This window comes from Kribbella sp. NPDC051137, assembly GCF_040682535.1.
GTDB classification, from domain to species: domain Bacteria; phylum Actinomycetota; class Actinomycetes; order Propionibacteriales; family Kribbellaceae; genus Kribbella; species Kribbella karoonensis.
In genome coordinates this window covers 787,378-810,590 of the sequence record NZ_JBFBBI010000001.1, presented here as the reverse complement: position 1 = coordinate 810,590, position 23,213 = coordinate 787,378, and the positions used below count along the sequence as shown (strand labels likewise).

Genomic DNA, 23,213 nt, shown 5'->3' with positions numbered 1-23,213 from the left:
AGGGTGCCTCGCAGCGGACCCGGACTCCGGACGCTCTGGGGTTAACATTGTCGACAATCTACCCATTCGGTGCACATCAAGCCAGGAGGTCCGATGGTCACGGTAGGGCTGCTCTATCCCGGGCACAGCGCCGAGGACGACTATTCCATGCTCGAGGCGAGACTGGACGGGCAGGTCAAGCTGCCGGTCGTGATCACCTCGGTGGGCGAGGACGCCCATCGCGTGGACGCGCTCCTCGACCTCGGCCGGGCGGAGCGCCTCGCCGAAGGCGCCGCGCAGCTCAAGCGGTCGCGGCCGGACTCGGTGATGTGGGCCTGTACCTCGGGCAGTTTCGTGTTCGGCCGCGAGGGCGCCAACATCCAGGCGGGTGGGGTCGCGCAGGCGGTCGGCGTACCGGCGTCGTCCACCTCGATCGCGTTCGTGGAGGCCTGCCAGGAGATGGCGATCCACCGGGTCGCGGTCGCCGCGTCGTACCCGGAGGACGTCGCCCAGCACTTCGTCCGGTTCCTCGCCGGGGCCGGCATCGAGGTGGTGTCGATGGGCAGCAGCGGGATCGTCACCGCCGCGGAGGTCGGGACGCTGGAGCCGGAGCAGGTGATCAGTATGGCCAAGGCGGCCAACCACCGGGACGCCGACGCGGTGCTGATCCCGGACACCGCGCTGCACACGCTGGGAATCATCGACGAGTTGGAGACCGCCACCGGCGGCGCGGTCCTGACCGCGAACCAGGTGACGGTCTGGAAGGGTCTCGAGCTCGCCGGCCCGGTGCCGTCGCTGCCGGGTCTCGGGACGCTGTTCGCGCAAGGGGAGATTCAGCTGTGACGAGTTACATCGAGCCGCTGGCTCAGGAGTCGACGCCGAGCATCATCGCCGACAAACTGCGCAAGGCCATCGGCCACGGGGAGTTCAAGCCCGGCGCCCAACTGGTCGAGGCCGACCTGGCCCGCAAGCTCGGCGTCAGTCGCGGGCCGTTGCGCGAGGGGATGCAACGGCTCACCCAGGAGGGGCTGCTGGTCCCGATCCGCAACCGCGGCCTGTTCGTCATCGACATGACGCCGGCCGAGATCCGTGACATGTACTACGCCCGCGAGTCGATCGAGCGGGCTGCGGCCATGCTGATCCTCCGCGACGGTGACTTCGAGACGGTCGGGCTGGACCTGCACGCGATCGCCGAGCGGATGAAGCCGGTCCGGCACGATCCGGCCGCGGTCGGAGAGATCGACATCCAGTTCCACGAGTTCCTGGTCCGGGCGTCCGGCAGCCCGCGGCTGGCGCGGATGCACCGGACCCAGATCATCGAGACCCGGATGTGCATCCACGCCCTGGAGTCGACGTACACCGCCGACGACAACCGCTACCTGGAGCACCGCCGGATCGCGGCGGCGATCCGGGACTGCGAGATCGAGCGGACCGACGAACTGCTCTCGGAGCACATGGAGGACGCGATCGAGCGTCTCACCCGCAAGTGACCGCGGGCCTGTTCAGCCGGCTCAGCTGTCGACGGCGATACCGATGTACTTGGTCTCCAGGAACTCGTCGATGCCGATCGCGCCGCCCTCGCGGCCGAGTCCGGACTGCTTGACCCCGCCGAACGGCGCGGCGGGGTTCGACACCACGCCCTGGTTGAGCCCGACCATCCCGGTCTCGATCGCCTCGGCCACCCGGAGCGCCCGCCGCAGGTCGTTCGTGAACACGTAGGCGACCAGCCCGTACTCCGTGTCGTTGGCGGCCCGCACCACCTCGTCCTCGGTGCTGAACGGGGTCAGCGGCGCGACCGGTCCGAAGATCTCCTGGTCCGCCATCGCCGCCTCCCGCGGTACGCCGGTGAGCACCGTCGGCGGATAGAAGTACCCGTTGCCCGGAGCAACTTCTCCGCCGGTGAGCACGGTCGCGCCACGGTCGACCGCGTCCGCGACCAGCGCGCGCACCTTGTCCCGGCCGGCCTCGTCGATCAGCGGGCCGACGTTCACGTCCGGTTCGGTACCGCGGCCGACGGTGAGCCCGCCCATCCGCTCGGCGAGCCGGCGGCCGAAGTCGTCGATCACCGAGCTGTGCACGAAGATCCGGTTGGCCGCGGTGCAGGCCTCGCCCATGTTCCGCATCTTCGCCGCGATCGCGCCGGTCACCGCCTCGTCCAGGTCCGCGTCCTCGAACACGATGAACGGCGCGTTGCCGCCGAGCTCGAGCGAGGTCCGCAGTACCTTCTCCGCGCACTGCTCGAGCAGGATCCGGCCGACCCGGGTCGAGCCGGTGAACGACAGCTTCCGCGCCAGCCCGGAACGGATCAGCGGCTCCATCACGCCGCCGGCGTCCATCGCGGTGACGCAGTTGACCACACCGGCCGGGAGGCCGGCCTCGGCCAGGATCCCCATCAGGGCAAGCATCGACAGCGGCGTCTGGTGTGCCGGCTTGATGACACTCGTGCAGCCGGCCGCGATCGCCGGCCCGAGCTTGCGGGTGCCCATCGCCATCGGGAAGTTCCACGGCGTGATCAGCAGGCACGGGCCGACCGGCTGCTTGGTGATCAGGAACCGCGCGTTGCCGGCCGGCGCGGTCTGGTAGCCGCCGTCGATCCGCAGCGCCTCGCCGGAGAAGTGCCGGAAGAACTCGGCCGCGTACGCGATCTCGCCGCGCGCCTCCGCCAGCGGCTTGCCCATCTCCAGCGTCATCAGCAACGCCAGCTCGTCGACCCGCTCCATCAACAGCCGGTACGCCGTCATCAGCAGGTCGGACCGTTCCCGCGGCGACGTCCGGGCGAAGTCCGGCTGGGCGGCGACCGCCGCGTCGAGGGCGGCCCGTCCGTCGGCCGGCGACGCGTCGGCGACCGCACAGAGCACCTCGCCGGTGGACGGATCGACGACGTCGAACGTCCTGCCGCCGGTGGCGTCGACCCATTTCCCGTCGATGAACAGCCGCTTCTCGACGGCGTGGACCACTGTGGACTCGTCCATCTGCACCCCTTCACCGGCCCGAACTGCTGAGGTAGGATTGTCAACAATCTACCATCCTACGGTTGGAGAAGTCTGTGGCCGAGCTCTCGCAGATCCTGAAACAGGCGACCGGCGTGGTCGCCGCCCGCGGTTCGGGCGTACAGCTCTTCGACGAGGACGACCGGCGGTACCTGGACTTCACCGCCGGCATCGGCGTCACGTCGACCGGGCACTGCCATCCGCGCGTGGTCGCGGCCGCCCAGGAGCAGGTCGGCCGGATCATCCACGCGCAGTACACGACGGTCATGCACCGACCGCTGCTGACGCTGGTCGACCGGCTCGGCGAGGTACTCCCCCGGCACCTCGACCGGATGTTCTTCGCGAACTCCGGCAGCGAGGCGATCGAGGCGGCGCTCCGCCTCACCCGGCAGGCGACCGGCCGGCCGAACGTGATCGTGTTCCACGGCGGCTTCCACGGCCGGACCGTCGCCGCGGCGTCGATGACGACGTCCGGCACCAAGTTCCGCTCCGGGTTCAGCCCGCTGATGGCCGGCGTCCACGTGTCACCGTTCCCGGACCCGGGCCACTTCGGCTGGCCGGTCGAGCAGGCGACGGAGTTCGCGCTGAAGCAACTCGACTACGTCCTGCAGACGTTGAGCACGCCGGCCGACACCGCAGCGTTCTTCGTCGAGCCCGTACTCGGTGAAGGCGGCTACGTCCCCGCGAACGAAGAGTTCTTCGCCGGGCTCCGCGAACGCGCCGACGCGCACGGCATCCTGCTCGTCGTGGACGAGGTACAGACCGGCTTCGGGCGGACCGGGAAGTTCTGGGGCGGCGACCACTTCGGCTCGCACCCGGACGTCCTCGTCACCGCGAAGGGGCTGGCGTCCGGCTTCCCGCTGTCCGGGATCGCCGCGTCGTCGGCGCTGATGGAGAAGGCCTGGCCCGGTTCACAGGGCGGCACGTACGGCGCGAACGCGGTCGCCTGCGCGGCGGCCGTCGCGACGCTCGAAGTGATCCAGGACGAAGGCCTCGTACAGAACTCGGCCGACCGCGGCGCGCAATTGAAGCAGGCGCTGCAACTGGTCGCGGACAAGCACGAGCAGATCACCGACGTGCGCGGGCTCGGCCTGATGATCGGCAACGAGTTCCGGGACGCGGACGGCAAGCCCGACGCGGCGACCGCCACCGCCGTACAGCAGGAGGCCGCCCGACGCGGCCTGCTGCTGCTCACCTGCGGCGCCTGGGGTCAGGTCGTGCGGTTCATCCCAGCGCTGGTCGTCTCCCCCGACGAGGTCGACGAGGCGGCCGGCCTCTGGTCGGACGCCGTCTCCGCCGTCCTCGGCTGACAGCAGGCCCGCCTTTCCGGAAACAAACCCGCACTATGCGGCGAATTGTTTCCGGAAAGGCGGGCCTTTTGCTGTCAGGCCTTCGCGTGGGCCGGTTCGAGGGCCACCGGGGGCGGGGCGTCCTCGGTGCCCGGGATCTCGGTGCCGTTGATCGGGCACCGCGACGTCTCCGGAACCTTCGCGAGCGCGAGCGCACCGATCACACAGGCCGCCATCATGTAGTACGCCGGGACCAGCGAGTCACCGGTCTTCGCGGTCAGCCAGTCGTTGACCGCGGGCGCCGTACCGCCGAACAGCGACGTCGACACGTTGTACGCGATCGCGAAACCGGCGTACCGGACGTGGGTCGGGAACATCGCCGGGAAGGTCGCCGAGATCGTCGCGAGCTGCGGCACGTACAGCAGGCCCAGTACCGCGAAACCGACGATCGCGCCGACCATGTTCGTGCCCATCAGCAGGAACATCGGTACGCCGAACACGAACAGCCCGGCCAATGATGCCCACCACAACGGTTTTCGCCCGAGCCGGTCGGAGGCACGGCCGGCGAACGGGACGAAGACCATCATCGCCAGCATGCCGATGATCGGCACGATCAGCGACTTGTCCGCACTCAGGCCGATCTGCTTCTCCAGGTATGTCGGCATGTAGGTGAGCAGCGTGTAGTTCACGACGTTCAGCGCGATCACCATGCCGCCGAGGCGCAGGATCGGCGCCCAGTAGCCGGACAGCAGGTCCTTGAACTGGGTCGCGGTCTCCTCTTCCTTCTGGCCCTTCGCCTCGAGCTCGCGGAAGACCGGCGTGTCCTCGAGCCGGGACCGCAGGTAGACGCCGACCAGACCGAGCGGCGCAGCCACCAGGAACGGCAACCGCCAGCCCCAGGCGTGCATCTGCTCGTCGCCGAGAACCAGCGAGAAGCCCAGCATCAGCAGCGCACCGAGCGAGAACCCGGACAGCGTGCCGAACTCCAGGAAGCTGCCGAGGAACCCGCGCTTGCGGCTCGGCGCGTACTCGGCCATGAAGGTCGCGGCACCGCCGTACTCACCACCGGTCGAGAAGCCCTGGACCATCCGCAGCAGGACCAGCAGCACCGGCGCCCAGTAGCCGATCGTGTGGAACGAGGGGACGAGTCCGGCGAACAGGGTCGCGCCGGACATCATCAGGATCGTGATCGCCAGCACGTGCTTGCGGCCGAGCCGGTCGCCGAGCGGGCCCCAGACCAGGCCGCCGAGCGGGCGGACCAGGAACGAGACGGCGAAGGTCATCAGCGCCAGCAGCGTCTGGCTCTGGGTGTCACCGGGGAAGATCGCGGCCGAGATGTACGTCACGCCGTAGGCGTAGATGCCGTAGTCGAACCACTCCGTGGCGTTACCGATCGCCGAGGCGGCGATCGCTTTCTTCAGTACTCCTGGGGGCTGCTCCTGTTCGGTCGGCGGCCTGGACGTAGCGCCCGGCGGACTGCCGGGCGTGCTCACGGGCGGACGGTCCTGCGGCCGCTGGTGTGGATCCACTGGCGGCGGGGTCTCGGCGTCCACGATTTCCTCCTGTCGTCATACGGCCCCACCCGAGTGCCCACCCCACACGCAATCCACACGCCCCACGAGAGTCGAGTCGTAGTTTTGTTGACAATCCGAAGGTTAACCATGTGCATTCGTGAACCACAAGCACTTGGACACACCTGCAACAGCCCCGTCCGCCGGCCTTCTCAGGCGGTGGACGGGGCTGCCGGTCCCGGGATCGATCAGGACTGCGCGAGGGCGGCGAGACCCGCCGTGATGACCGTGATGCCGAACTCGAACCGCTCGTCGCCGGAGGCACCCGAGGTAAGCGGTCCGGCGAGCGCCACGACCAGCGGGAAGCGGTCGGCGGGCTGTCCCGCGAGATACGCGCGGAGGCCGGCGACGAAGGCCTCGACGTCTTCGGCGGTCCAGTCGGAGGCGCTCTGCACCGTCTCCTCGAACGCGATGGCCGTTACGTACAAGGGAATCAGGTCGACGGCCCACGCCGCGGCCTGGTCGGGGAGGTTGCCGGCCTTGAGCAGCGCCAGCATTCGCTCGGTGGTCTGAAGGGCACGCTCTCCCGTCGGTACGGCGCCGATCGCCGCGCGGGCGACGCCCGGGTTCGCGCGCATCGCGCCGAGCATCGCGCGCATCACGTCCTTGAGCTGCTCCTGCCAGCGGGCGGGGTCGACCGGGTCGTCGAAGGACATCCCGGCGGTGGCCCGCTCCACCAGGAGCTGGTCGAGCTCGCGCTTGTTCGCGACGTGGGCGTAGAGCGAGGCCGGTCCGGTCTTCAGTTCCTGGGCGACCTTGCGCATCGAGACGCCGTCGTACCCCTCCTTGCGCAGCAGCTCCATCGCGGCGTCGACGATCCGGTCCCGGGTGAGCGGCGCCTTGCGTTCGCGAGCCGGCTTCGCGGGGGTGATCGGCTGCCACGGAGAGTGCGTCATGGGACCACTGTAGCGAACACCGTACTTGACGCGAACACCGTTCGCGAGTAGAACAGTGTTCGTCAACGAACAGCGTTCGAAACTTCTTCTTCGAGGGGGCCTCCGATGAGCACCACAGTTCAGGACTCAGCAGAAACGACCGGCGGGGGTACGGCCTTCCGCTGGCGGTGGGTCGTGCTGGCGACGATCCTGATCGCGGAGATCATGGATCTCGTCGACGCGACGATCGTCAACATCGCGGCGCCGTCGATCCGCGCCGAGCTCGGCGGGTCGGAGTCGGCGATGCAGTGGATGCTCGCCGGGTACACGCTCGCCTTCGCGATCGGGCTGATCACGTTCGGCCGGCTCGGCGACCTGGTCGGGCGGCGGCGGCTGTTCGTGATCGGGGCGCTCGGATTCACGGTCGCGTCCGCGGTCTGCGGGCTGGCCGGCAACCCCGAGGTGCTGATCGGCAGCCGGTTCGCGCAGGGGCTGCTCGGTGCGGTGATGATCCCGCAGGGCTTCGCGATCCTGAAGTCGATCTTCCCGGCCGACGAGCTCGGCAAGGCGTTCGCGATGTTCGGGCCGGTGATGGGCCTGTCCGCGGTCGCCGGTCCGATCCTCGCCGGCCTGCTGATCGACGCGAACTGGTTCGGTGCCGGCTGGCGGACGATCTTCTTCATCAACGTCCCGATCGGCATCGCCGCCCTGGTCGGCGCGCTGCGCTTCATGCCCGAGGTCAGGACTCCCGGCGCGGCCCGGCTCGACACGGCCGGCGTACTGCTGGTCAGCCTCGCCTCCGGGATGCTGATCTATCCGCTCGTCCAGGGCCGCGAACTCGGCTGGCCATTGTGGACAATCCTGATGTTGACCGGATCGCTGGCCGTCTTCGCGCTCTTCGGCTATCGCGAACGCCGGTCCGGCAACCCGGTCATCGACCCGTCGCTGTTCCGCAACCGCGGGTACCTCGCCGGCCTCGGCGTGATCACCACGTTCTTCCTCGCGATGAACGGCTTCATGCTGGTGTTCAACCTGTTCACCCAGCTCGGCCTGCACTACAGCCCACTGAAGGCCGGACTCGCGATGGTGCCGTTCTCGCTCGGCATCGCGATCGGCGCCCCGGTCTCCGCCGCACTGCTCGCCCCGAAGCTCGGCCGCAAGGCACTCCAGCTCGGCGTCGCGCTGATGACGGTGGCGATGGGCGGCGTCTGGTTCACTCTGCACACGTACGGCAATGCCACCACGATCTGGAACCTCGTCCCGGCGACACTGGCCACCGGGATCGGCGCCGGGCTGGTGTTCGCGCCGCTGTTCGACATCATCCTGGCGTCTGTCGACGACCAGGCCGCGGGGTCGGCATCCGGCGTACTGACCGCCATGCAGCAGTACGGCGGGGCGATCGGCGTCGCCGTGATCGGCACGATCTTCTTCCAGCTGTTGCCGACCCGCGCGTTCCTGGGCGCGACCGAGACGTCGGTCCTGGTCGCGATCGGGTTGTTCGTCGTCAGCCTCGCGGTGACGTACCTACTTCCCCGGCAGGCAAGGGAGAACGCCGTCAGTCACGGCTGATGAAGCCTTCCTTGACCAGCCAGTCCATGGCGACGTCGGCGGGCTCGCGCCCCTCGACGTCGACCTGGGCGTTCAGGTCGATCAGCACCGGATCGGTCAGCTTGTCCGACACCGGCTGGAACAGGTCCCGCAGCTGCGGGTACTTGTCCAGCACCTTCTTGCTGATCACCGGCGCCACGTTGTACGCCGGGAAGTACTTCTTGTCGTCCTGCAGCACGACCAGGTCGAGCGACTTGATCCGGCCGTCGGTGGTGAAGATCTCCCCGAACCGGCAGTCCCCGTGGCTCGTCGCGGCGTACACCGCACCGGTGTCCAGGGTCCGGATGTTGTTCCGCGGTACGCCGCTGCCCAGCGGGATCCCGTAGTGCTTCAGCATCGGCTCGAACCCGTCGTTCCGGTTCGCGAACTCGGACTCGACACAGAACGTGCGGTCCTTCACCGGCAACGACTGGACCTGCGACAGCTTGGTGATGTGCAGCCGGTCCGACTCCTTCCGGGTCATCGCGAAGCCGTAGCTGTTGTTCATCGGCGCGGGCTTCAGCCAGATCAGCCCGTACTTCTCCGCGTCCTCCTTCGCGACCGCGTCGTACTGCTTCTGCTTGTCCGGGATGCCGGTGTCGTGTCCCAGGTACGAGATCCACGCCGTACCCGTGTACTCCCAGGCCATCTGGATCTGGTCCTGGATCATCGCCTGGCGGGACGTGTCGCTGCCGGGCATGTTGGTCAGATCCTTGACGTGGGCACCGGCCGCGCCCAGCAGGATCGCCGCGATCTTGCCGAGGATCAGCTGTTCCTGGAAGCTCTTCGACCCGATCCCGATCGTCAGGCCGTCGAGGTTCTTCACCGAGCGCAGCTGGCCCTGCAGGGTTCCGGAAGGTACGAAACCGCCGCTGGTGCCGAGGCCGCAGCCGGACAGTACGAGGAGGAGGGCGGACGCCGCCGCCACCAGGCGCTTCATCCGAGCCCTCTCGGTCGGGTGACTTCTTCCAGGACGCGGCCCGCCCAGTCGATCAGCAGGGCGAGCGCCCCGACCAGCAGCGCGCCGCTGATCAGGACCGGGTACCGCAGCAGCCGGATGCCGGTGGTGATCAGGCTGCCCAGTCCTCCCGCGTCGATGAACGTCGCGAGCGTCGCGGTCCCGACGACCAGCACGAGCGCGGTCCGGATGCCGGCCATGATCACCGGTACGGCGAGCGGCAGCTCGATCCGGCCGAGGACGGCGAGAGTCGACATGCCCATCCCCCGCCCGGCCTCGACGAGCGTGTGGTCGACACCTTGCAGGCCGACGATCGTGTTCCGCAGTACCGGCAGGATCGCGTACAGGCAGAGCGCCACGATCGCGGTCCAGAAGCCGAAACCGAGCCAGATCGCGAGCAGCACGATCAGCCCGATCACCGGAGCGGCCTGGCCGGCGTTCGCCACCGCGACCACGACCGGCGCGGCCCGCCGGGAGCGCGGCCGGGTCAGCATGATGCCGAGCGGTACGGCGATCACCAGCACGATGACTGTAGCGACCGCGGTCAGCTTCAGGTGTTCGAGAGTCAGCTGCCCGACGAGCTTCCACTCCAGCTGCCGTTGCTCGATCGAGTCGAGCTCGGCCTGCGAACGCCAGATCGCCCAGGCCCCGACGACGATCGCCACGAACAGCGGCTGCCCGATCAACGTGCCCCACGACGGGCGCCGCGCCCGGCTGCTTGCGAGCCCGGCCGCGGTCGCCTTGGAGTCCGCGAGATTCTCCTTCTGCTGAAGATCCGGTCCAGGATCAAGAGCGGTCATTGCGCGACCTCCGCCTCCGGCTGGCCGTTGCCGTCCTGGATCCGGGCGAGCACGGCCTGGAAGTCGACGACGCCGAGGTACTCGTCGCGGCGGCCGGTGACGACCGCGCTGCCGTGGCTCGACATCAGCATCGTGTCGAGCGCGTCGTTCAGCGTCGCGCGCCGGTCGATCGTGACCAGGTCGGTGTCCTCGTGCGGCGCCGGCACGTTGGCGACATCCGACAAGTCGGTGGTCCACATCCAGTCGACCGGGCGCCGGCGCCGGTCCAGCACGACGACCGAGTCGTCACCCGCCTCCTTCGCGGCCCGCAGTACCTCGGGAGCCGGGTCGCCGATCTCCGCGACCGTCGGCTGGTTCAGCTCGATCTCACTGACCCGGCTCAGGGTCAGCTGCTTGAGCGCGGCGCCCGCGCCGACGAAGTCCGCGACGAACCGGTTGGCCGGGTTCGCCAGGATCGCCTCCGGGGTGTCGTACTGCGCGATCTGCGCGCCCTCGGTGAGGATCAGGATCCGGTCACCGAGCTTCACCGCTTCGTCGAAGTCGTGGGTGACACAAACGATCGTCTTGCGCAGCTCCTCCTGGATGCTGAGCAGTTCGTCCTGCAGCCGCTGCCGGGTGATCGGGTCGACCGCGCCGAACGGCTCGTCCATCAGGATCACCGGCGGGTCGGCGGCGAGCCCGCGGGCCACGCCGACCCGCTGCTGCTGCCCGCCGGACAGCTCCCGCGGGTAGCGGCCCCGGTACCGGTCCGGGTCCAGGCCGACGAGCTCGAGCAGTTCGTCGACACGTTCGGCCGTACGGCGCTTGTCCCAGCCGAGCAGGCCCGGGACGAGCGCGATGTTCTGGGTGACGGTCATGTGTGGGAACAGGCTGCCGCCCTGGATCACGTACCCGATCCGGCGCCGCAGGTCGTCGTCGTCCTGCCGGCCGATGTCCTCGCCGCCGATCCGGATGCTGCCGGAGGTCGGCTCGATCAGCCGGTTGATCATCTTCAGCGAGGTGGTCTTGCCGCAGCCGGACGGTCCGACGAACATCACGATCTCGCCGGCCGGGATGTGCAGGGACAGCCCTTCGACGGCGGGCTTCTTCTGGCCCGGGTACCGCTTGACGACATCGGTCAACTCGATGTCGACGCCGCTGACTTCAGGTTCGGTTTCAGGCACGGATACCCCTCGAGGTGGTCAGGCGGCCGACGAGCAGCAGCAAGGCGTCCAGGATCAGAGCGAGCAGGACAACGCCGATCGTGCCGACCAGCGCGGAGTTCAGAGCGTTCGCGCCACCGATCTGGGTCAGACCGGTGAAGATGAAACTGCCCAGGCCGGGCCCGAGCACGTACGCCGCGATCGCCGCGATCCCCATCGACATCTGGGCCGAGACCCGGACGCCGGCCAGGATCACCGGCCAGGCCAGCGGGATCTCGATCCGGAGCAGGGTCCGGATCGCGCCCATGCCCATCCCGCGCGCCGACTCGATCAGCGTCGAGTCGACGCCGGCCAGGCCGACCACGGCGTTCCGCAGGATCGGCAGGCAGGCGTAGAAGGTGACCGCGATCACCGAGGTCGCCGTACCGATGCCGGCCACCGGGATCATCAGCCCGAGCAGCGCGAACGACGGGATGGTCAGACCGACCGCGCTGACCGCGCCCGCCAGCGACGCGACCCGCGGGTTGCGGTGCACGACGACCGCCAGGCCGACCGCGATCACGGTGGCCAGCAGGACGCACTGGATGACCAGGCTCAGGTGCTGGTAGCTCTGATAGAGCAATTGTGAATGACGCTCAGTTATGTAGTCCCACACACGGCAACCGGTACCCAATAAGCGTTGGCTTACACATCGGCAGCGTCGCTACCGAAGTCCGGGCATGACAAAACCCCTGGTCACGCGCAGGTGACCAGGGGTTTTCTCGGCCTAGCTCAGCTCAGTTGAACGAGTCGCCACAGGCGCAGGAGCCGGTCGCGTTCGGGTTGTCGATCGTGAAGCCCTGCTTCTCGATCGTGTCGACGAAGTCGATCGTCGCACCCTTCAGGTACGGCGCGCTCATCCGGTCGGTGACGACGCTCACACCGCCGAAGTCGGCCACCACGTCACCGTCGAGCTGCCGCTCGTCGAAGAACAGCTGGTACCGCAGCCCGGAGCAACCACCCGGCTGCACGGCGACCCGCAGCGCGAGGTCGTCGCGGCCTTCCTGGTCGAGCAGCGCCTTCACCTTCGAGGCGGCTCCGTCGGTGAGGAGAACACCCGTCGCTGCGGCCTGCTCGGTCTGCGCTTCAGTCATCCCTGACTCCAGTCATCTACTCAAGTGCCTACGCACGAACTCCGTCGGCACGGAAGTCTCTTGTCAACACAGGACAACAGACGCCGTCCCGCGCTCATTCCCATGGTCGCACACGAATTTCACGGATCAACCAACCCGGTCACGGGCCGAACACCCGCGCCGCGGGCCGTCCGTGACGCAGGGTCAGCGGGCCCAGGTCCGGGCGACCCGTTCGGCGACCGTGGCGAGCGAGCCGTGCGGGTCCGCGAAGGCCTGCTCCTCACCCACCGTGTCGACCAGCGCGTACGCCGACTCGACTCCCATCGACCGCATCTCGCGGGACCCGATCTGCACCTTCCCGGCGAGGACAACGCACGGGCGCATCGCGTCGTTCGCGACCTTCGCGACCCCGGCGATCACCTTGCCGTCGCGAGACTGGAAGTCGAACGCGCCCTCGCCGCTGATCACCAGGTCCACCTGGGACGCCTTCTGCTTCAGCCCGGTCAGCTCGGCGACCAGGTCGATACCGGAGACGCGCTCGGCGCCGAGGAGCAGCAGCGCGTACCCCAGCCCGCCGGCGGCGCCGGCGCCCTTCTGATCCGCGGTCTTGCGGCCGGCCAGCTCCGCGAAGTGCGTCAGCCAGCCGTCGACCACCGGCTTCCGCTCGTCCGAGAGACCCTTCTGGGTGCCGAACACGTTGGTCGCGCCGCGCAGCCCGAGCATCGGGTTCTCGACATCACTCGCTGCCACGAACTCGACCCCCTCGACCCGCGCACGGGCCGCCGACAGGTCCACCGCCGTCAACCCGGCAAGCCCGGCCGCACCGCCATCCAGCCGACCACGCCCACCGGCCCCACCCGCGGTCGGCTCGGCGCTCTCGGCGGTGGCGCCGAGGGCGGCGAGGAGGCCGGCGCCGGCGTCGTTCGTACCGGAACCGCCGAGGCCGAGGATGATCCGCTTCGCGCCGGCGTCGACCGCGGCGGTGATCAGCTGCCCGACGCCGTACGTCGTCGCGTCCTCGGGGCGGCGCTGCTTCGGCTCCACCAGGTGCAGGCCGCACGCCTGCGCGGTCTCGACGTACGCCGTCTCCCCCGCCAGCAGCACCGTCGCCGGCGTCTCCTCGCCGAGCGGTCCGCGGATCGTGACGGACAGCAGCTTCCCGTCCACGACCGCCGACAGTACGTCGATGAACCCGGGGCCGCCGTCGGCCATCGGCGCCACCAGCACCTCGGCGCCGGGGTCGCGCCGCCGCCAGCCCTCCTCGATCGCCGCGGCAGCCTCCACGGCGGTCAGCGTTCCCGCGAACTTGTCCGGCGCAATCAGAATCCGCATGCGCACATCCTCCCCCACGCCGCGCAGGACCCCGACGCCTGTCCACGTGCACAAGAACAGGACGTACTCATCCAGGCACTACCTGTCCTTCCGAACCGGAACACGATTGGATCGCTGCTATGAAGTCGATCCTGTTCGCCCTCCGCGTGAGTGACCTGGAACGCTCACTCACCTTCTACACCACGGTCGGGTACGTCGAACTCTCCAAGATCCCGCTCGACGACGGCGCCACCCTTGTCTGGTTACGGCTGCCCGACGAGACGTCGGTGTCGCTGGAACTCGTGCACCGCCCCGCGGACGGCCCGGTCGAGGTTCGCGGTTTCGAGCACTTCGCGATCGAGGTCGAGTCGCTGAGCGCTGCCGTCGACCGCTTGACGGCAGCCGGCCTCTCTCCGGGTGAGCCGGTGGCGCACGGACCGGACGGCCCGAAGACCGCCTGGCTCGTCGACCCCGACGGCTACCGGTTCGAGCTGGTCGAGTGGCCGCCTGGTGGCATCCCCCTGGGCAACTAGTCAGAAGACTCCCCCGCCGGCCGCGAGGTTCTGCCCGGTGACCCAGCGGGCTGCGTCCGAAGCGAGGTACCCGACTACACGGGCGACCTCCGCCGGGGTCCCGACCCTCCCGAACGCCGAGAGCGACGCCGCCACGCGACGATCGCGCTCGGGCAGCAGATCGGTGTCGGTGAAGCCGGGCGACACGACGTTCACCGTGATCTCCCGCGGGCCGAGCTCGCGTGACAGGACACGGGCGAACTGCTCGACCGCGCCCTTGCTCCCCAGATAGAGCGAGGTCCCGGTGAACCACATCTTCGTGCCGCCGGTCGAGACCGCGACGATCCGCCCGCCGTCGCGGACCCGTCGCGCAGCCTCCTGCAGGGCGAAGAACGTGCCCTTGGCGTTCGCGGCGAAGACCTCGTCGTAATCCTCCTCGGTGCAGTCCACGAGTGCCTTGACGATCGCCACGCCGGCATTCGCCACCACGATGTCGAGCGGTCCCAGGGCATCCCCGGCCCGCGCGAACAGCTCCCGTACATCGGACACGCGGCCGAGATCCGCCTGGAACGCGGTGGCGACCCGGCCCGCGCGCCGCAGGTCGTCGACCAACGCCGCGGCGGCGTCCTTGTTGCTGACGTAGCTGAACGCGACCGCCGCGCCGGCCGTCGCGAGCTGTTCCACCACGGCACGGCCGATGCCCCGCGATCCACCGATGACCAGCGCGTTCCTGCCGTCGAGATCGTTGCTCATGACATCTGAGCCTCCCGGCACCGGCCGCACTCATCAAGGCCCGATCCCCGATCGCTGCGAGTAGCATGACCGATCGATGGAGCCGACGATCGAACTGCGCGAGCTGCGGATCTTCCTGGTCCTGGCCGACGAGCTCCACTTCGGGCGGACGGCCGCGAGGCTCGGCCTGACGCAGTCGAGCGTGAGTCAGTCGTTGCGAGCCCTGGAACGCAAACTCGGCTGCGAGTTGGTGCACCGGACCAGCCGCCGGGTGACGCTGACCGCGGCCGGCCAAGGCATGCTCGCGGAACTGCGGCCCGCCTACGGACAGCTGGCAGCGGTACTCGAACACACCCGCGGCGCGAACCGCCGGCTCGACGGCGTTCTGCGGCTGGGGATCTACTTCGTGGCCGGCGGTGCGCGACTGGCGGCGATCGTCGCCGCGTTCGAGGAGCGGTACGCCGACTGCCACGTCCAGGCCAGCGACCTGCCGGTGTCCGCTCCGCTCGAGCCGCTCCGGCGTGGTGAGGTCGACGTCATCGCGATGCGGCTGCCGTTGGAGCAGCCCGACCTGGTGGTCGGGCCTACGCTCGAGAAGCAGCCGCGGGTGCTCGCCGTCGGTGCTGAGCATCCGTTCGCCGGACGCGACCAGGTGTCGATCGAGGACGTCGCCGACTGCGCGGTGCTGCCGATGACCGAGGAACCCCGCGAGACGTTGGAGGCCTTGATTCCGCACCGTACTCCGAGCGGCCGTCCGATCCGGCGGTTGTCCCGCGAGGCCGCCAGCGCGTTCCAGGTGAGCGAGCTGATCGCCCGCGGGCGGATCGTCCATCCGACCGTCCCGGCCGCCGCCGATCGGCTCGGGCACCGCGGCATCGTGTACGTCCCGCTGACCGGGCTGCCTCCGTCACGAACAGCCCTGGTCTGGCGCCGGCGCAGCACGGATCCACGGCTCCGCGCCTTCATCCAGGTCGCCCGCGAACTACCTCGCCGTACCGGAAAGGACCAGTGACGGGGCGGTGATCGGATGGCCGACGAGCGCGGCTGAGGCTGTCGCGGTGCAGGAGGAGTTGCGCGGGCGGGTCGAGGTGGTCGACCGCGTGACGCTGGCGACGGCGGTGGCGCAGGTGTTGCGGCTCACGCCGACGTACCGGCTGCCGGAGACGACGCGGCTCGCGGATCGAGCGTGCCGAGAGGGGTTGCGCAGTGGTGGATGACACGCCTCGGGTGCCGGGGTACACGCGGCACGAGTACGGCGAACGGATCGGAGCGACGGCCCGCTTGCGGATCGGGGCCGCGGCGGCGGTGATGGACGGCGAGCGGCTGCTGCTGACCCGGCGTACGGACAACGGCGAGTGGTGTATGCCGGGCGGTGCGATCGAGCCGGGCGAGCGCCCGGCGGAGGCAGCTGAGCGGGAGACGTACGAGGAGACGGGGCTCAAGGTACGGGTGACCGGGCTCGTCGGCGTGTACTCGAACCCGGACGTGGTGGTGGTCTATCCGGACGGCGACCGCGTGCAGATCGTCGGGATGGTCTTCCGCGCGGAGGCCGTCGGCGGTAGGGCGGGAGCGTCCGCGGAGGTGAGCGAGAGTCGCTGGTGTACCGCGGCCGAGGCCGCCGAACTGAGCGTGATCGCTGGGCACCGGGCGGTGTTGGCGGCGGTGTTTGCTGGTACGGCGTACTTCGACGACCCGGAGCGATGACGTCGGTCAGCGGCGGAACAGGCGGCGGAGCAGGAGGGCCAGGGCGGCGCCGATCAGGTACGGCGTCGCGCGTTTGGCGAGCATCGGGAGCACGGTGTGGCCGAGGTCGAGGACAACCTCGTCGTCGCCTGTCTCCGCGGAGCCGGTGGTCTGGGTGGTGTCCCTCGCTGGTGGGGTCTGGGTCGGTGATGAGGTCACGGACTCCGGCGACGGAGCCTCGGCCTCAGGAGCGCCGTTGAGTTTGGTCTGCAGACAGGCCGTGAACTGGTCGAGGAGTTTGTTGGAGACGTCCTGGATGAGGCCGCGGCCGAACTGGGCGGGGCGGCCGGTGATGGTCAGGTCGGTGTCGACCGTCACCTCGGTGGACGCGCCGGAGGCGGTGAGCTTGGCGGTGACCCGGGCGTGCGCGGTGCCGTTGCCGCGGCGGTCCTTGCCTTTGGCCTCGATGACGGCCTGGTGGGCGGACTCGTCGCGTTCGAGGAAGGTGCCGGTGCCGGTGTACTGCAGCGACACCGGCCCGAGCTTCACCTTGCACGCGCCGGTGAAGTCGTCTCCTTCGTACGACGTCAGGGTGGCGCCGGGGAAACACGGCACCACCCGTTCGAGGTCGTTGAACGCGGCCCACGTCTCGTCCACGGGCGCCGGTACGACGAACTTGTGCTCGAGCTTCACGCCGTACCTGCCGCTGCCAGGACCGCGCGCCGGGTGAGTACCGTCGCGAGATGCCGGCGGTAGTCCGCGTCGCCGTTGCCGTCGCTCACCGGCGACGTGCCGTCCGCGGCCCGCGCCGCCGCTTCCCGCACCGCGTCGGCCGTCGCGGGCTGACCGACCAGGGCCGCCTCGACCGCGGTCGCCCGGACCGGTGTCGAGCCCATGTTGCCGAGCCCGACCCGGGCCTCGGCGATCCGGTCGCCGTCGAGCCGGACCGCCGCGGCGACCGACACGATCGACCAGGCCTGCGCGACCCGGCTGAACTTCTCGTAGTGCGCGCCCCAGCCCGTGTACTTCGGCACCCGCACCTCGAGCAGCAACTCGTCCTCGGCGAGCGCCGTGGTGAACACGCCCTGGAAGAACTCCGACGCCGGCACGGTCCGCCGACCGTCCGGGCCGGCGATCTCGAACGACGCGTCCAGCGCCACCGCGACGGCCGGCAGGTCGGCCGCCGGATCCGCGTGCGCCAGTGAGCCGCCGAACGTCCCGCGATGCCGGATCTGCGGATCGCCGACCGTTGCCGTGGCCAACGAGATCAGCTTGGCGTGTTCGAGCACCAGCGGATCGGACTGCACCGTGCTGTGCGGGGTCATCGCACCGATCACCAGCGCGTCGCCGTCGTCGCGGACCCCGCGCAGATTGTCGACCTTCCCGATGTCGACAATCGTCTCCGGCGCCGCGAGCCGCAGCCGGAGCGCCGGCATCAGGCTCTGCCCGCCGGCCAGCACCTTCGCGTCGGAGTGCTCGCGCAGCAGCGCCAGCGCCTCGTCGACCGTCGTGGGCGCGTAGTAGTCGAACGCCGCCGGGATCATGAGCGCTCCCCTTCCTGAATCGCCTTCCAGACGCGGTACGGCGTACACGGCATCTGCACGTCCGTGACGCCGAGCGGCCGGAGCGCGTCGACGACCGCGTTCACGACAGCCGGCGTGGACGCGATCGTGCCGGCCTCGCCGACCCCCTTCACGCCGAGCTGATTCGTGGTCGCCGGCGTCTCGGTCCGCGCGGTCTCGAACGCGGGCAGATCAGGTGCCCCCGGCACCGTGTACTGGTCGAACGACCCCGTGACCAGCGTCCCGCCCTCGTCGTGCACCGCTTCCTCGTAGAGCGCCTGCGCGATCCCCTGCGCGAGGCCGCCGTGCACCTGCCCCTCGACGATCAGCGGGTTCACCACCACGCCGACGTCGTCGACGCACACGTACGAGCGCAGCTTGGTCGCGCCGGTCTCGGTGTCGACCTCGACCGCGCACAGATGCGTGCCGTGCGGGAACGAGAAGTCCTCCGGGTCCAGCGTCGCGTCCGCGTCCAGCGACCCGTCGCCGGCCCCGTCCAGCTTGTGCCCCTGGAACACCGCGAACGCCAGCTCGGCCATCGTCATCCCGGCGTCCGTCCCGCGGACGCCGTACCGCCCGGCCGAGAACTCGAGGTCGTCCGCGTTCGCCTCCAGCAGCTGCGCCGCGATCGGCTTCGCCTTCTCGATCACCTTGTCCGCGGCGGCCAGGACCGCCATCCCGCCGACGGCCAGCGACCGCGAACCGTACGTGTCGAGCCCGCGGACGGCGACCTGGGTGTCGCCGTGCAGTACTTCGACATCCTCGAACGCCACGCCCAGCCGGTCCGCGACGAGCTGGCTCCACGCGGTCTCGTGGCCCTGCCCGTGCGGGCTGGTCCCGGTCACCACCTCGACCTTGCCGGTCGGCAGCATCCGGATCGACGCGTGCTCCCAGCCGCCGCCGACGTACCCCATCGACCCGAGCCAGCGCGACGGCGCCAGCCCGCACATCTCGGTGAACGTCGACACGCCGATGCCGAGCTGCACAGGGTCGCCGGACTCCCGGCGTTGCGCCTGTTCCTTGCGGAGTTCGTCGTACCGGAAGAGCTCGCGCGCCTTCGCGGTCGCGGCCTCGTAGTTGCCGGAGTCGTACCGCAGCCCGGACACCGTCGAGAACGGGAACTCCTCGTGCTTGATCCAGTTCTTCTCGCGGATCTCGAGCGCGTCGACGCCGACCCGGGCGGCGAGCTCGTCCATCAGGCGTTCGATCGCGTACGTCGCCTCGGGGCGGCCGGCGCCGCGGTACGCGTCGGTCCACGTCTTGTTCGTGAATACGTTCGTGATGCCGAGGTGGTACGCGGGGAACTTGTAGATCCCGTTGTACATGAACGCGCCGAGCAGCGGGATCGCCGACGTGACCAGGCCGAGGTACGCGCCCATGTCGGCGATCAGCTCGACCTTCAGCCCGGTGACCGTACCGTCGGCGTTCGCGGCGAGCGTGAGCTGCTGCCACTGGTCGCGGCCGTGGTGGGCCGCCATCAACGACTCGGACCTGCTCTCGGTGTACTTGCAGGGTTTTCCGGTACGGCGGGCCGCGATCACCGTGAGCACTTCCTCCGGGGTGAACTGCAGCTTGCCGCCGAAGCCGCCGCCGACGTCCGGGGCGATCACCCGGATCTTGCTCTCCGGGATGCCGAGCACGAGCGCGATGAAGATCTTCACGAAGTGCGGCACCTGGGTCGACGACCAGACCGTCATCTGTTCGCTGGTCGGATCGACGACGATCGACCGCGGCTCCATGAACGCCGGGATCAGCCGCTGCTGCCGGAACTCCTGCTCGATCAGGATGCCGCCGTCCCGGGCCGCCGCGATCGCCGCCTCGACGTCGCCGCCGGTGCCGGACTCGGCCGAGTCGTACGACCAGACCGCGGACACGTTCGTCCCGAGATCCGGATGCGCGAGCACCTCGTCGCGGGCCGCGGCCTTGAGGTCGAGCGCAGGGTCGAGTTCCTCGTAGTCGACGTCCACCAGGTCGGCGGCGTCGGCCGCCTCGGCGGCGGTGCGGGCGATCACCATCGCGACGATCTCGCCGGCGAACGCGACCCGGTCGACCGCCATCGACGGGTGCGGCGGTGCCTTCTGGTCGGGGACGACGGCCCACGCGTTCGGCAGGGCGCCCTGTTCCTCGGCGATGTCGGCGCCGGTGATCACGGCGACGACACCGGACGCTTCCTTGGCGGCGCTGGTGTCGACCGAGGTGATCCGGGCGTGGGCGAACGGGCTGCGCACCATCGCGAGGTGCTGCATGCCGGGCAGCACGATGTTGTCGGTCCAGCGGGTCCGGCCGGTGATCAGCCGGGCGTCCTCCTTGCGGCGCCGCGGGTTGCCGACCTCCTTGACCGGGCGTTCCTCGGTGGCCGTCATTGCGCACCTCCGGCCGCGGCGCGGACCGCCTTCACGATGTTCTGGTAGCCGGTGCAGCGGCAGAGGTTGCCTTCGAGGCCGAGGCGGATCTCGTCGTCGTCGGCATTCGGATTGTCGGCAATCAGGTCGAGGGACTGCATGATCATCCCCGGTGTGCAGTAGCCGCACTGCAGGGCGTGGTTCTCGTGGAAGGCCTGCTGCATCGGATGCAGTTGGCCGTTGGTCGCGAGTCCCTCGATTGTGGTGATCTCGTGACCGTCGGCCTGGACCGCGAGCAGCGAACACGACTTCACGCTGCGGCCGTCCAGGTGCACGGTGCAGGCGCCGCAGTTGCTGGTGTCGCAACCGACCACGGTGCCCGTCTTCCCCAGTTGCTCGCGCAGATAATGCACGAGCAGCGTGCGCGGCTCCACTTCGTCCGTGAAGCTGCTTCCGTCGACCTTCACCGTGATCCGGGTCATCGCCCCGCCTCCAGATGTCAGTACTCGCCGTACCGTCGATCCTGCTCCTGTTGTGTTCTCGACCACAAGGTTCAGTGGTGGATCGGCCCTGCCGCTGCCGAAAGTCGTTGCCCTGCGCCACCCCACCGTTGGGCGATGATCTCGGCCGCGATGCTGACCGCGGTCTCCTCCGGGGTACGCGCGCCGAGGTCGAGGCCGATCGGGCTGGCCAGCCGGGCGACCTCGGTCTCGCTCAGACCCGCCTCCCGCAGGCGTTTCAGCCGGTCGTCGTGGGTGCGCCGAGAGCCCATCGCGCCGATGTAGGCGACCTGCGGCAACCGCAGCGCGACCTCCAGCAGCGGTACGTCGAACTTCGGGTCGTGCGTCAGTACGCAGATCACCGTGCGCTCGTCGAGCCGGCCGGCCGCCGCCTCCGCGGACAGGTACCGGTGCGGCCAGTCGACGATCACCTCGTCGGCGAAGGGGAACCGGGTCGCGGTCGCGAACACCGCGCGCGCATCGCAGACCGTCACCCGATAGCCCAGGAACGAACCGAGTCGCGCAACCGCAGCTGCGAAGTCGATCGCGCCGAACACCAGCAAACGCGGCACCGGCGCGTACGACGACACGAAGACGCGCATCCCCTCACCGCGCCGCTGCCCGTCCGGTCCGTACTCCAGCGTCTCGGTCCGGCCGTTCGCCAGCAGGCCGCGCGCATCGTCGGCAATCGCATCGTCGACACGGTCCGAGCCGGTGCTCCCCGACTGCCCGTCCGGACGGACGATCAGCCGGCGGCCGATCCGGGCCGGGTCCGGGTGCGCCACCACGGTCGCCACCGCCACCGGCCGGCCATCGGCGATGTCCGCCGCCACCTCCGCCAGTTCCGGGAACGTCGTCCGGTCGACCTTCTCGACGAACACGTCGAGGATCCCGCCGCAGGTCAGCCCGACCGCGAACGCCGACTCGTCGCTGACGCCGTACCGCTGCAGCACCGGCTCACCGGACTCCAGGATCTCCTCGCCGAGCTGGTACACCGCGCCCTCGACGCAGCCGCCGGACACGCTGCCGACCGCCTCCAGCCCGGGACCGACGAGCATCACCGCACCGGGCGGCCGGGGCGCCGACTGGAACGTCGCGACAACGGTGCCGACGGCAACGGATTCGCCGGCCTCCCACCATGTCAGCAACCGATCGAGGACGTCACGCATCGGCCACCACCTCCAGTAGTTCCGCGAAGCTGGCCAGGCTGTGCCCGGCGACGAGATCGTCCAGGTGCGGCAGGACGGCGACGATCCCGGCCTGCACCGGCTCGTACCCGCGCTTGCCGCGGTGCGGGTTGAGCCAGACCACCCGGTGCGCGAGGCTCGCCAGGCGTTCCAGCTGGGCGCCGAGGAGGGCGGCGTCGCCGCGTTCCCAGCCGTCGCTGCACACCACCACGACGGCGCGCCGCGCGGTACCGCGTTGCCCCCAGCGGTCGAGGAACACCTTCAGCACCTCGCCCAGCCGGGTCCCGCCCGACCAGTCGGGTACCACGTCCCCGGCGGCGCGCAGCGCGAACTCCGGGTCGCGGTGCCGGAGCGCCGGGGTGACGCGGGTCAACCGGGTACCGATGGTGAACACCTCGACGATCCGCGGTGCCTGCTGGACCATCGCGTGCGCGAGCCGGAGCAGGCTGTCGGCGTACGGGCGCATCGAGCCGGAGACGTCGATCAGTACGACGACGCGGCGCGGCCGGACGCCGCGGCGCCGGTAGTGGACGCGGGCCGGTTCGCCGACCTGCCGGAGCTGGGCGCGGAGCGTGCGCCGCGGGTCGATCTCGCCGCGGTGTGAGGGGCGGCGGCGGTTCGCCCGGCGCAGCGGGACCTGCGGGCGCAGCGTGCCGAACAGGCGGGCGAGTTCGGCACGGTCGACGGCCGACAGTTCGGCGACGTCGCGATGGCGGAGGACTTCCGTCGTACTGGCGGAGACGTTGAGGCTGTGGTCGCCGCTGTCGTCGCCCGCGTCCGAGACGTCGAGGGCGGCTTGGACGGAGGCCTGCGGTGTGCGGCTCGGGACGACGCCGCGGGTGCGGTCGCCGGTGAACCAGGCGGCGAACACCTCGTCGTACCGGGCGGTGTCGTCGGGTCCGCTGCAGAGGGCGGCGCGACCGGCCCAGTACACGTCGGCGGTCAACGTCGCGTCGAGGACCGCCACCGCCTGCAGGAACAGCTGCACCCGATCGGCTGTCACCGCCAGCCCCGCGTGCCGAAGCGCGGTCGCGAACCCGGCAAGCGCCAGGTCCGGCGCGGAGAGCTTCTGGTGCGTCAT

24 protein-coding genes are annotated in these 23,213 nt (G+C 69.9%); 8 read left to right on the top strand and 16 right to left on the bottom strand.

Annotated elements, in window-relative coordinates; all coding sequences use genetic code 11:
- Positions 1–93: 93 nt before the first annotated feature.
- Together AB0M51_RS03880 and AB0M51_RS03875 are read left to right on the top strand one after the other, a co-directional pair.
- Positions 94–822, top strand: coding sequence for a maleate cis-trans isomerase (locus AB0M51_RS03880; protein ID WP_344201400.1), 729 nt, complete (start codon positions 94–96; stop codon positions 820–822).
- Entirely contained in the window at positions 819–1,469 is a 651-nt protein-coding gene (locus tag AB0M51_RS03875; RefSeq protein WP_344201403.1) for a GntR family transcriptional regulator, read from the top strand. The genes AB0M51_RS03880 and AB0M51_RS03875 overlap by 4 nt, the downstream gene beginning before the upstream one ends.
- Positions 1,470–1,490: 21 nt before the next feature.
- Here AB0M51_RS03875 and AB0M51_RS03870 read toward each other — a convergent pair whose 3' ends face one another.
- Positions 1,491–2,951: an NAD-dependent succinate-semialdehyde dehydrogenase gene (locus tag AB0M51_RS03870; RefSeq protein ID WP_344201406.1), complete on the bottom strand. Its 1,461-nt coding sequence runs from the start codon at positions 2,949–2,951 to the stop codon at positions 1,491–1,493.
- 62 nt (positions 2,952–3,013) lie between these two features.
- Here AB0M51_RS03870 and AB0M51_RS03865 point away from each other — a divergent pair, with 62 nt between their 5' ends.
- Complete coding sequence (locus AB0M51_RS03865; protein ID WP_344201409.1) at positions 3,014–4,279, top strand: aspartate aminotransferase family protein; 1,266 nt, start codon at positions 3,014–3,016, stop codon at positions 4,277–4,279.
- A 74-nt stretch (positions 4,280–4,353) separates the two neighbouring features.
- Here the strand turns inward: AB0M51_RS03865 and AB0M51_RS03860 are convergent, their stop codons facing one another.
- Positions 4,354–5,751: an MFS transporter gene (locus AB0M51_RS03860; RefSeq protein WP_344201412.1), complete on the bottom strand. Its 1,398-nt coding sequence runs from the start codon at positions 5,749–5,751 to the stop codon at positions 4,354–4,356.
- A gap of 266 nt (positions 5,752–6,017) precedes the next feature.
- Entirely contained in the window at positions 6,018–6,725 is a 708-nt protein-coding gene (locus tag AB0M51_RS03855; RefSeq protein WP_344201415.1) for a TetR/AcrR family transcriptional regulator, read from the bottom strand.
- 105 nt (positions 6,726–6,830) lie between these two features.
- On the opposite strand from AB0M51_RS03855, the gene AB0M51_RS03850 reads away from it, so the two are divergent.
- Positions 6,831–8,273, top strand: a complete 1,443-nt coding sequence (locus tag AB0M51_RS03850; RefSeq protein ID WP_344201418.1) for a DHA2 family efflux MFS transporter permease subunit — start codon at positions 6,831–6,833, stop codon at positions 8,271–8,273.
- On the opposite strand, the gene AB0M51_RS03845 is transcribed toward AB0M51_RS03850, so the two are convergent.
- The 6 genes from AB0M51_RS03845 to AB0M51_RS03820 form a co-directional block, all read right to left on the bottom strand.
- Positions 8,260–9,231, bottom strand: a complete 972-nt coding sequence (locus tag AB0M51_RS03845) for a glycine betaine ABC transporter substrate-binding protein (protein WP_344201421.1) — start codon at positions 9,229–9,231, stop codon at positions 8,260–8,262. The two genes, AB0M51_RS03850 and AB0M51_RS03845, sit on opposite strands and share 14 nt — an antisense overlap.
- On the bottom strand, positions 9,228–10,049 hold the full coding sequence (locus AB0M51_RS03840; RefSeq protein WP_344201423.1) for an ABC transporter permease: 822 nt from the start codon (positions 10,047–10,049) through the stop codon (positions 9,228–9,230). Before AB0M51_RS03840 ends, AB0M51_RS03845 begins: the two co-directional genes overlap by 4 nt.
- Positions 10,046–11,212: an ABC transporter ATP-binding protein gene (locus AB0M51_RS03835; protein WP_344201425.1), complete on the bottom strand. Its 1,167-nt coding sequence runs from the start codon at positions 11,210–11,212 to the stop codon at positions 10,046–10,048. The genes AB0M51_RS03840 and AB0M51_RS03835 overlap by 4 nt, the downstream gene beginning before the upstream one ends.
- Positions 11,205–11,813: an ABC transporter permease gene (locus tag AB0M51_RS03830; RefSeq protein WP_344201429.1), complete on the bottom strand. Its 609-nt coding sequence runs from the start codon at positions 11,811–11,813 to the stop codon at positions 11,205–11,207. Before AB0M51_RS03830 ends, AB0M51_RS03835 begins: the two co-directional genes overlap by 8 nt.
- 154 nt (positions 11,814–11,967) lie before the next feature.
- Positions 11,968–12,324 (bottom strand): iron-sulfur cluster assembly accessory protein, encoded by a 357-nt coding sequence (locus tag AB0M51_RS03825; RefSeq protein ID WP_344201431.1) that lies wholly within the window; start codon positions 12,322–12,324, stop codon positions 11,968–11,970.
- A 183-nt stretch (positions 12,325–12,507) separates the two neighbouring features.
- On the bottom strand, positions 12,508–13,635 hold the full coding sequence (locus AB0M51_RS03820) for a glycerate kinase (RefSeq protein ID WP_344201433.1): 1,128 nt from the start codon (positions 13,633–13,635) through the stop codon (positions 12,508–12,510).
- A gap of 119 nt (positions 13,636–13,754) precedes the next feature.
- On the opposite strand from AB0M51_RS03820, the gene AB0M51_RS03815 reads away from it, so the two are divergent.
- Entirely contained in the window at positions 13,755–14,147 is a 393-nt protein-coding gene (locus AB0M51_RS03815; RefSeq protein ID WP_344201436.1) for a VOC family protein, read from the top strand.
- Here AB0M51_RS03815 and AB0M51_RS03810 read toward each other — a convergent pair whose 3' ends face one another.
- Positions 14,148–14,879: an SDR family oxidoreductase gene (locus tag AB0M51_RS03810; RefSeq protein WP_344201439.1), complete on the bottom strand. Its 732-nt coding sequence runs from the start codon at positions 14,877–14,879 to the stop codon at positions 14,148–14,150.
- Positions 14,880–14,955: 76 nt separating this feature from the next.
- Between AB0M51_RS03810 and AB0M51_RS03805 the strand changes: the two genes are divergently transcribed.
- From AB0M51_RS03805 to AB0M51_RS03795, 3 genes are read left to right on the top strand one after another with little or no spacing between them, the layout of a single operon-like run.
- Positions 14,956–15,870: a LysR family transcriptional regulator gene (locus tag AB0M51_RS03805; RefSeq protein WP_344201441.1), complete on the top strand. Its 915-nt coding sequence runs from the start codon at positions 14,956–14,958 to the stop codon at positions 15,868–15,870.
- A gap of 7 nt (positions 15,871–15,877) precedes the next feature.
- Positions 15,878–16,075 carry an endonuclease V gene (locus tag AB0M51_RS03800; RefSeq protein ID WP_363747993.1) on the top strand — a complete coding sequence of 66 codons (198 nt, stop codon included), beginning with the start codon at positions 15,878–15,880 and terminating at the stop codon, positions 16,073–16,075.
- Complete coding sequence (locus tag AB0M51_RS03795) at positions 16,068–16,562, top strand: NUDIX domain-containing protein (RefSeq protein WP_344201446.1); 495 nt, start codon at positions 16,068–16,070, stop codon at positions 16,560–16,562. Before AB0M51_RS03800 ends, AB0M51_RS03795 begins: the two co-directional genes overlap by 8 nt.
- Positions 16,563–16,568: 6 nt before the next feature.
- On the opposite strand, the gene AB0M51_RS03790 is transcribed toward AB0M51_RS03795, so the two are convergent.
- The 6 genes from AB0M51_RS03790 to AB0M51_RS03765 form a co-directional block, all read right to left on the bottom strand.
- Positions 16,569–17,234, bottom strand: coding sequence for an SRPBCC family protein (locus tag AB0M51_RS03790; protein WP_344201449.1), 666 nt, complete (start codon positions 17,232–17,234; stop codon positions 16,569–16,571).
- Entirely contained in the window at positions 17,231–18,085 is an 855-nt protein-coding gene (locus AB0M51_RS03785; RefSeq protein WP_363747990.1) for a xanthine dehydrogenase family protein subunit M, read from the bottom strand. Before AB0M51_RS03785 ends, AB0M51_RS03790 begins: the two co-directional genes overlap by 4 nt.
- On the bottom strand, positions 18,082–20,466 hold the full coding sequence (locus AB0M51_RS03780) for a xanthine dehydrogenase family protein molybdopterin-binding subunit (RefSeq protein WP_363747988.1): 2,385 nt from the start codon (positions 20,464–20,466) through the stop codon (positions 18,082–18,084). Before AB0M51_RS03780 ends, AB0M51_RS03785 begins: the two co-directional genes overlap by 4 nt.
- Complete coding sequence (locus tag AB0M51_RS03775) at positions 20,463–20,927, bottom strand: (2Fe-2S)-binding protein (protein ID WP_344201456.1); 465 nt, start codon at positions 20,925–20,927, stop codon at positions 20,463–20,465. The genes AB0M51_RS03780 and AB0M51_RS03775 overlap by 4 nt, the downstream gene beginning before the upstream one ends.
- Positions 20,928–20,998: 71 nt before the next feature.
- Positions 20,999–22,114 (bottom strand): XdhC/CoxI family protein, encoded by a 1,116-nt coding sequence (locus AB0M51_RS03770; RefSeq protein ID WP_344201458.1) that lies wholly within the window; start codon positions 22,112–22,114, stop codon positions 20,999–21,001.
- The gene (locus AB0M51_RS03765; protein WP_344201460.1) at positions 22,107–23,213 is read right to left on the bottom strand and encodes a VWA domain-containing protein; all 1,107 of its coding nucleotides are present in this window, start codon (positions 23,211–23,213) and stop codon (positions 22,107–22,109) included. The genes AB0M51_RS03770 and AB0M51_RS03765 overlap by 8 nt, the downstream gene beginning before the upstream one ends.

Coding starts and splice junctions, on each gene's coding strand:
- AB0M51_RS03805 (WP_344201441.1), top strand. CDS start 14,956: ATGGAGCCGACGATCGAACTGCGCGAGCTGCGGATCTTCCTGGTCCTG.
- AB0M51_RS03855 (WP_344201415.1), bottom strand. CDS start 6,725: ATGACGCACTCTCCGTGGCAGCCGATCACCCCCGCGAAGCCGGCTCGC.
- AB0M51_RS03810 (WP_344201439.1), bottom strand. CDS start 14,879: ATGAGCAACGATCTCGACGGCAGGAACGCGCTGGTCATCGGTGGATCG.
- AB0M51_RS03780 (WP_363747988.1), bottom strand. CDS start 20,466: ATGACGGCCACCGAGGAACGCCCGGTCAAGGAGGTCGGCAACCCGCGG.
- AB0M51_RS03815 (WP_344201436.1), top strand. CDS start 13,755: ATGAAGTCGATCCTGTTCGCCCTCCGCGTGAGTGACCTGGAACGCTCA.
- AB0M51_RS03840 (WP_344201423.1), bottom strand. CDS start 10,049: ATGACCGCTCTTGATCCTGGACCGGATCTTCAGCAGAAGGAGAATCTC.
- AB0M51_RS03785 (WP_363747990.1), bottom strand. CDS start 18,085: ATGATCCCGGCGGCGTTCGACTACTACGCGCCCACGACGGTCGACGAG.
- AB0M51_RS03825 (WP_344201431.1), bottom strand. CDS start 12,324: ATGACTGAAGCGCAGACCGAGCAGGCCGCAGCGACGGGTGTTCTCCTC.
- AB0M51_RS03845 (WP_344201421.1), bottom strand. CDS start 9,231: ATGAAGCGCCTGGTGGCGGCGGCGTCCGCCCTCCTCCTCGTACTGTCC.
- AB0M51_RS03880 (WP_344201400.1), top strand. CDS start 94: ATGGTCACGGTAGGGCTGCTCTATCCCGGGCACAGCGCCGAGGACGAC.
- AB0M51_RS03770 (WP_344201458.1), bottom strand. CDS start 22,114: ATGCGTGACGTCCTCGATCGGTTGCTGACATGGTGGGAGGCCGGCGAA.
- AB0M51_RS03850 (WP_344201418.1), top strand. CDS start 6,831: ATGAGCACCACAGTTCAGGACTCAGCAGAAACGACCGGCGGGGGTACG.
- AB0M51_RS03820 (WP_344201433.1), bottom strand. CDS start 13,635: ATGCGGATTCTGATTGCGCCGGACAAGTTCGCGGGAACGCTGACCGCC.
- AB0M51_RS03870 (WP_344201406.1), bottom strand. CDS start 2,951: ATGGACGAGTCCACAGTGGTCCACGCCGTCGAGAAGCGGCTGTTCATC.
- AB0M51_RS03775 (WP_344201456.1), bottom strand. CDS start 20,927: ATGACCCGGATCACGGTGAAGGTCGACGGAAGCAGCTTCACGGACGAA.
- AB0M51_RS03765 (WP_344201460.1), bottom strand. CDS start 23,213: ATGACGCACCAGAAGCTCTCCGCGCCGGACCTGGCGCTTGCCGGGTTC.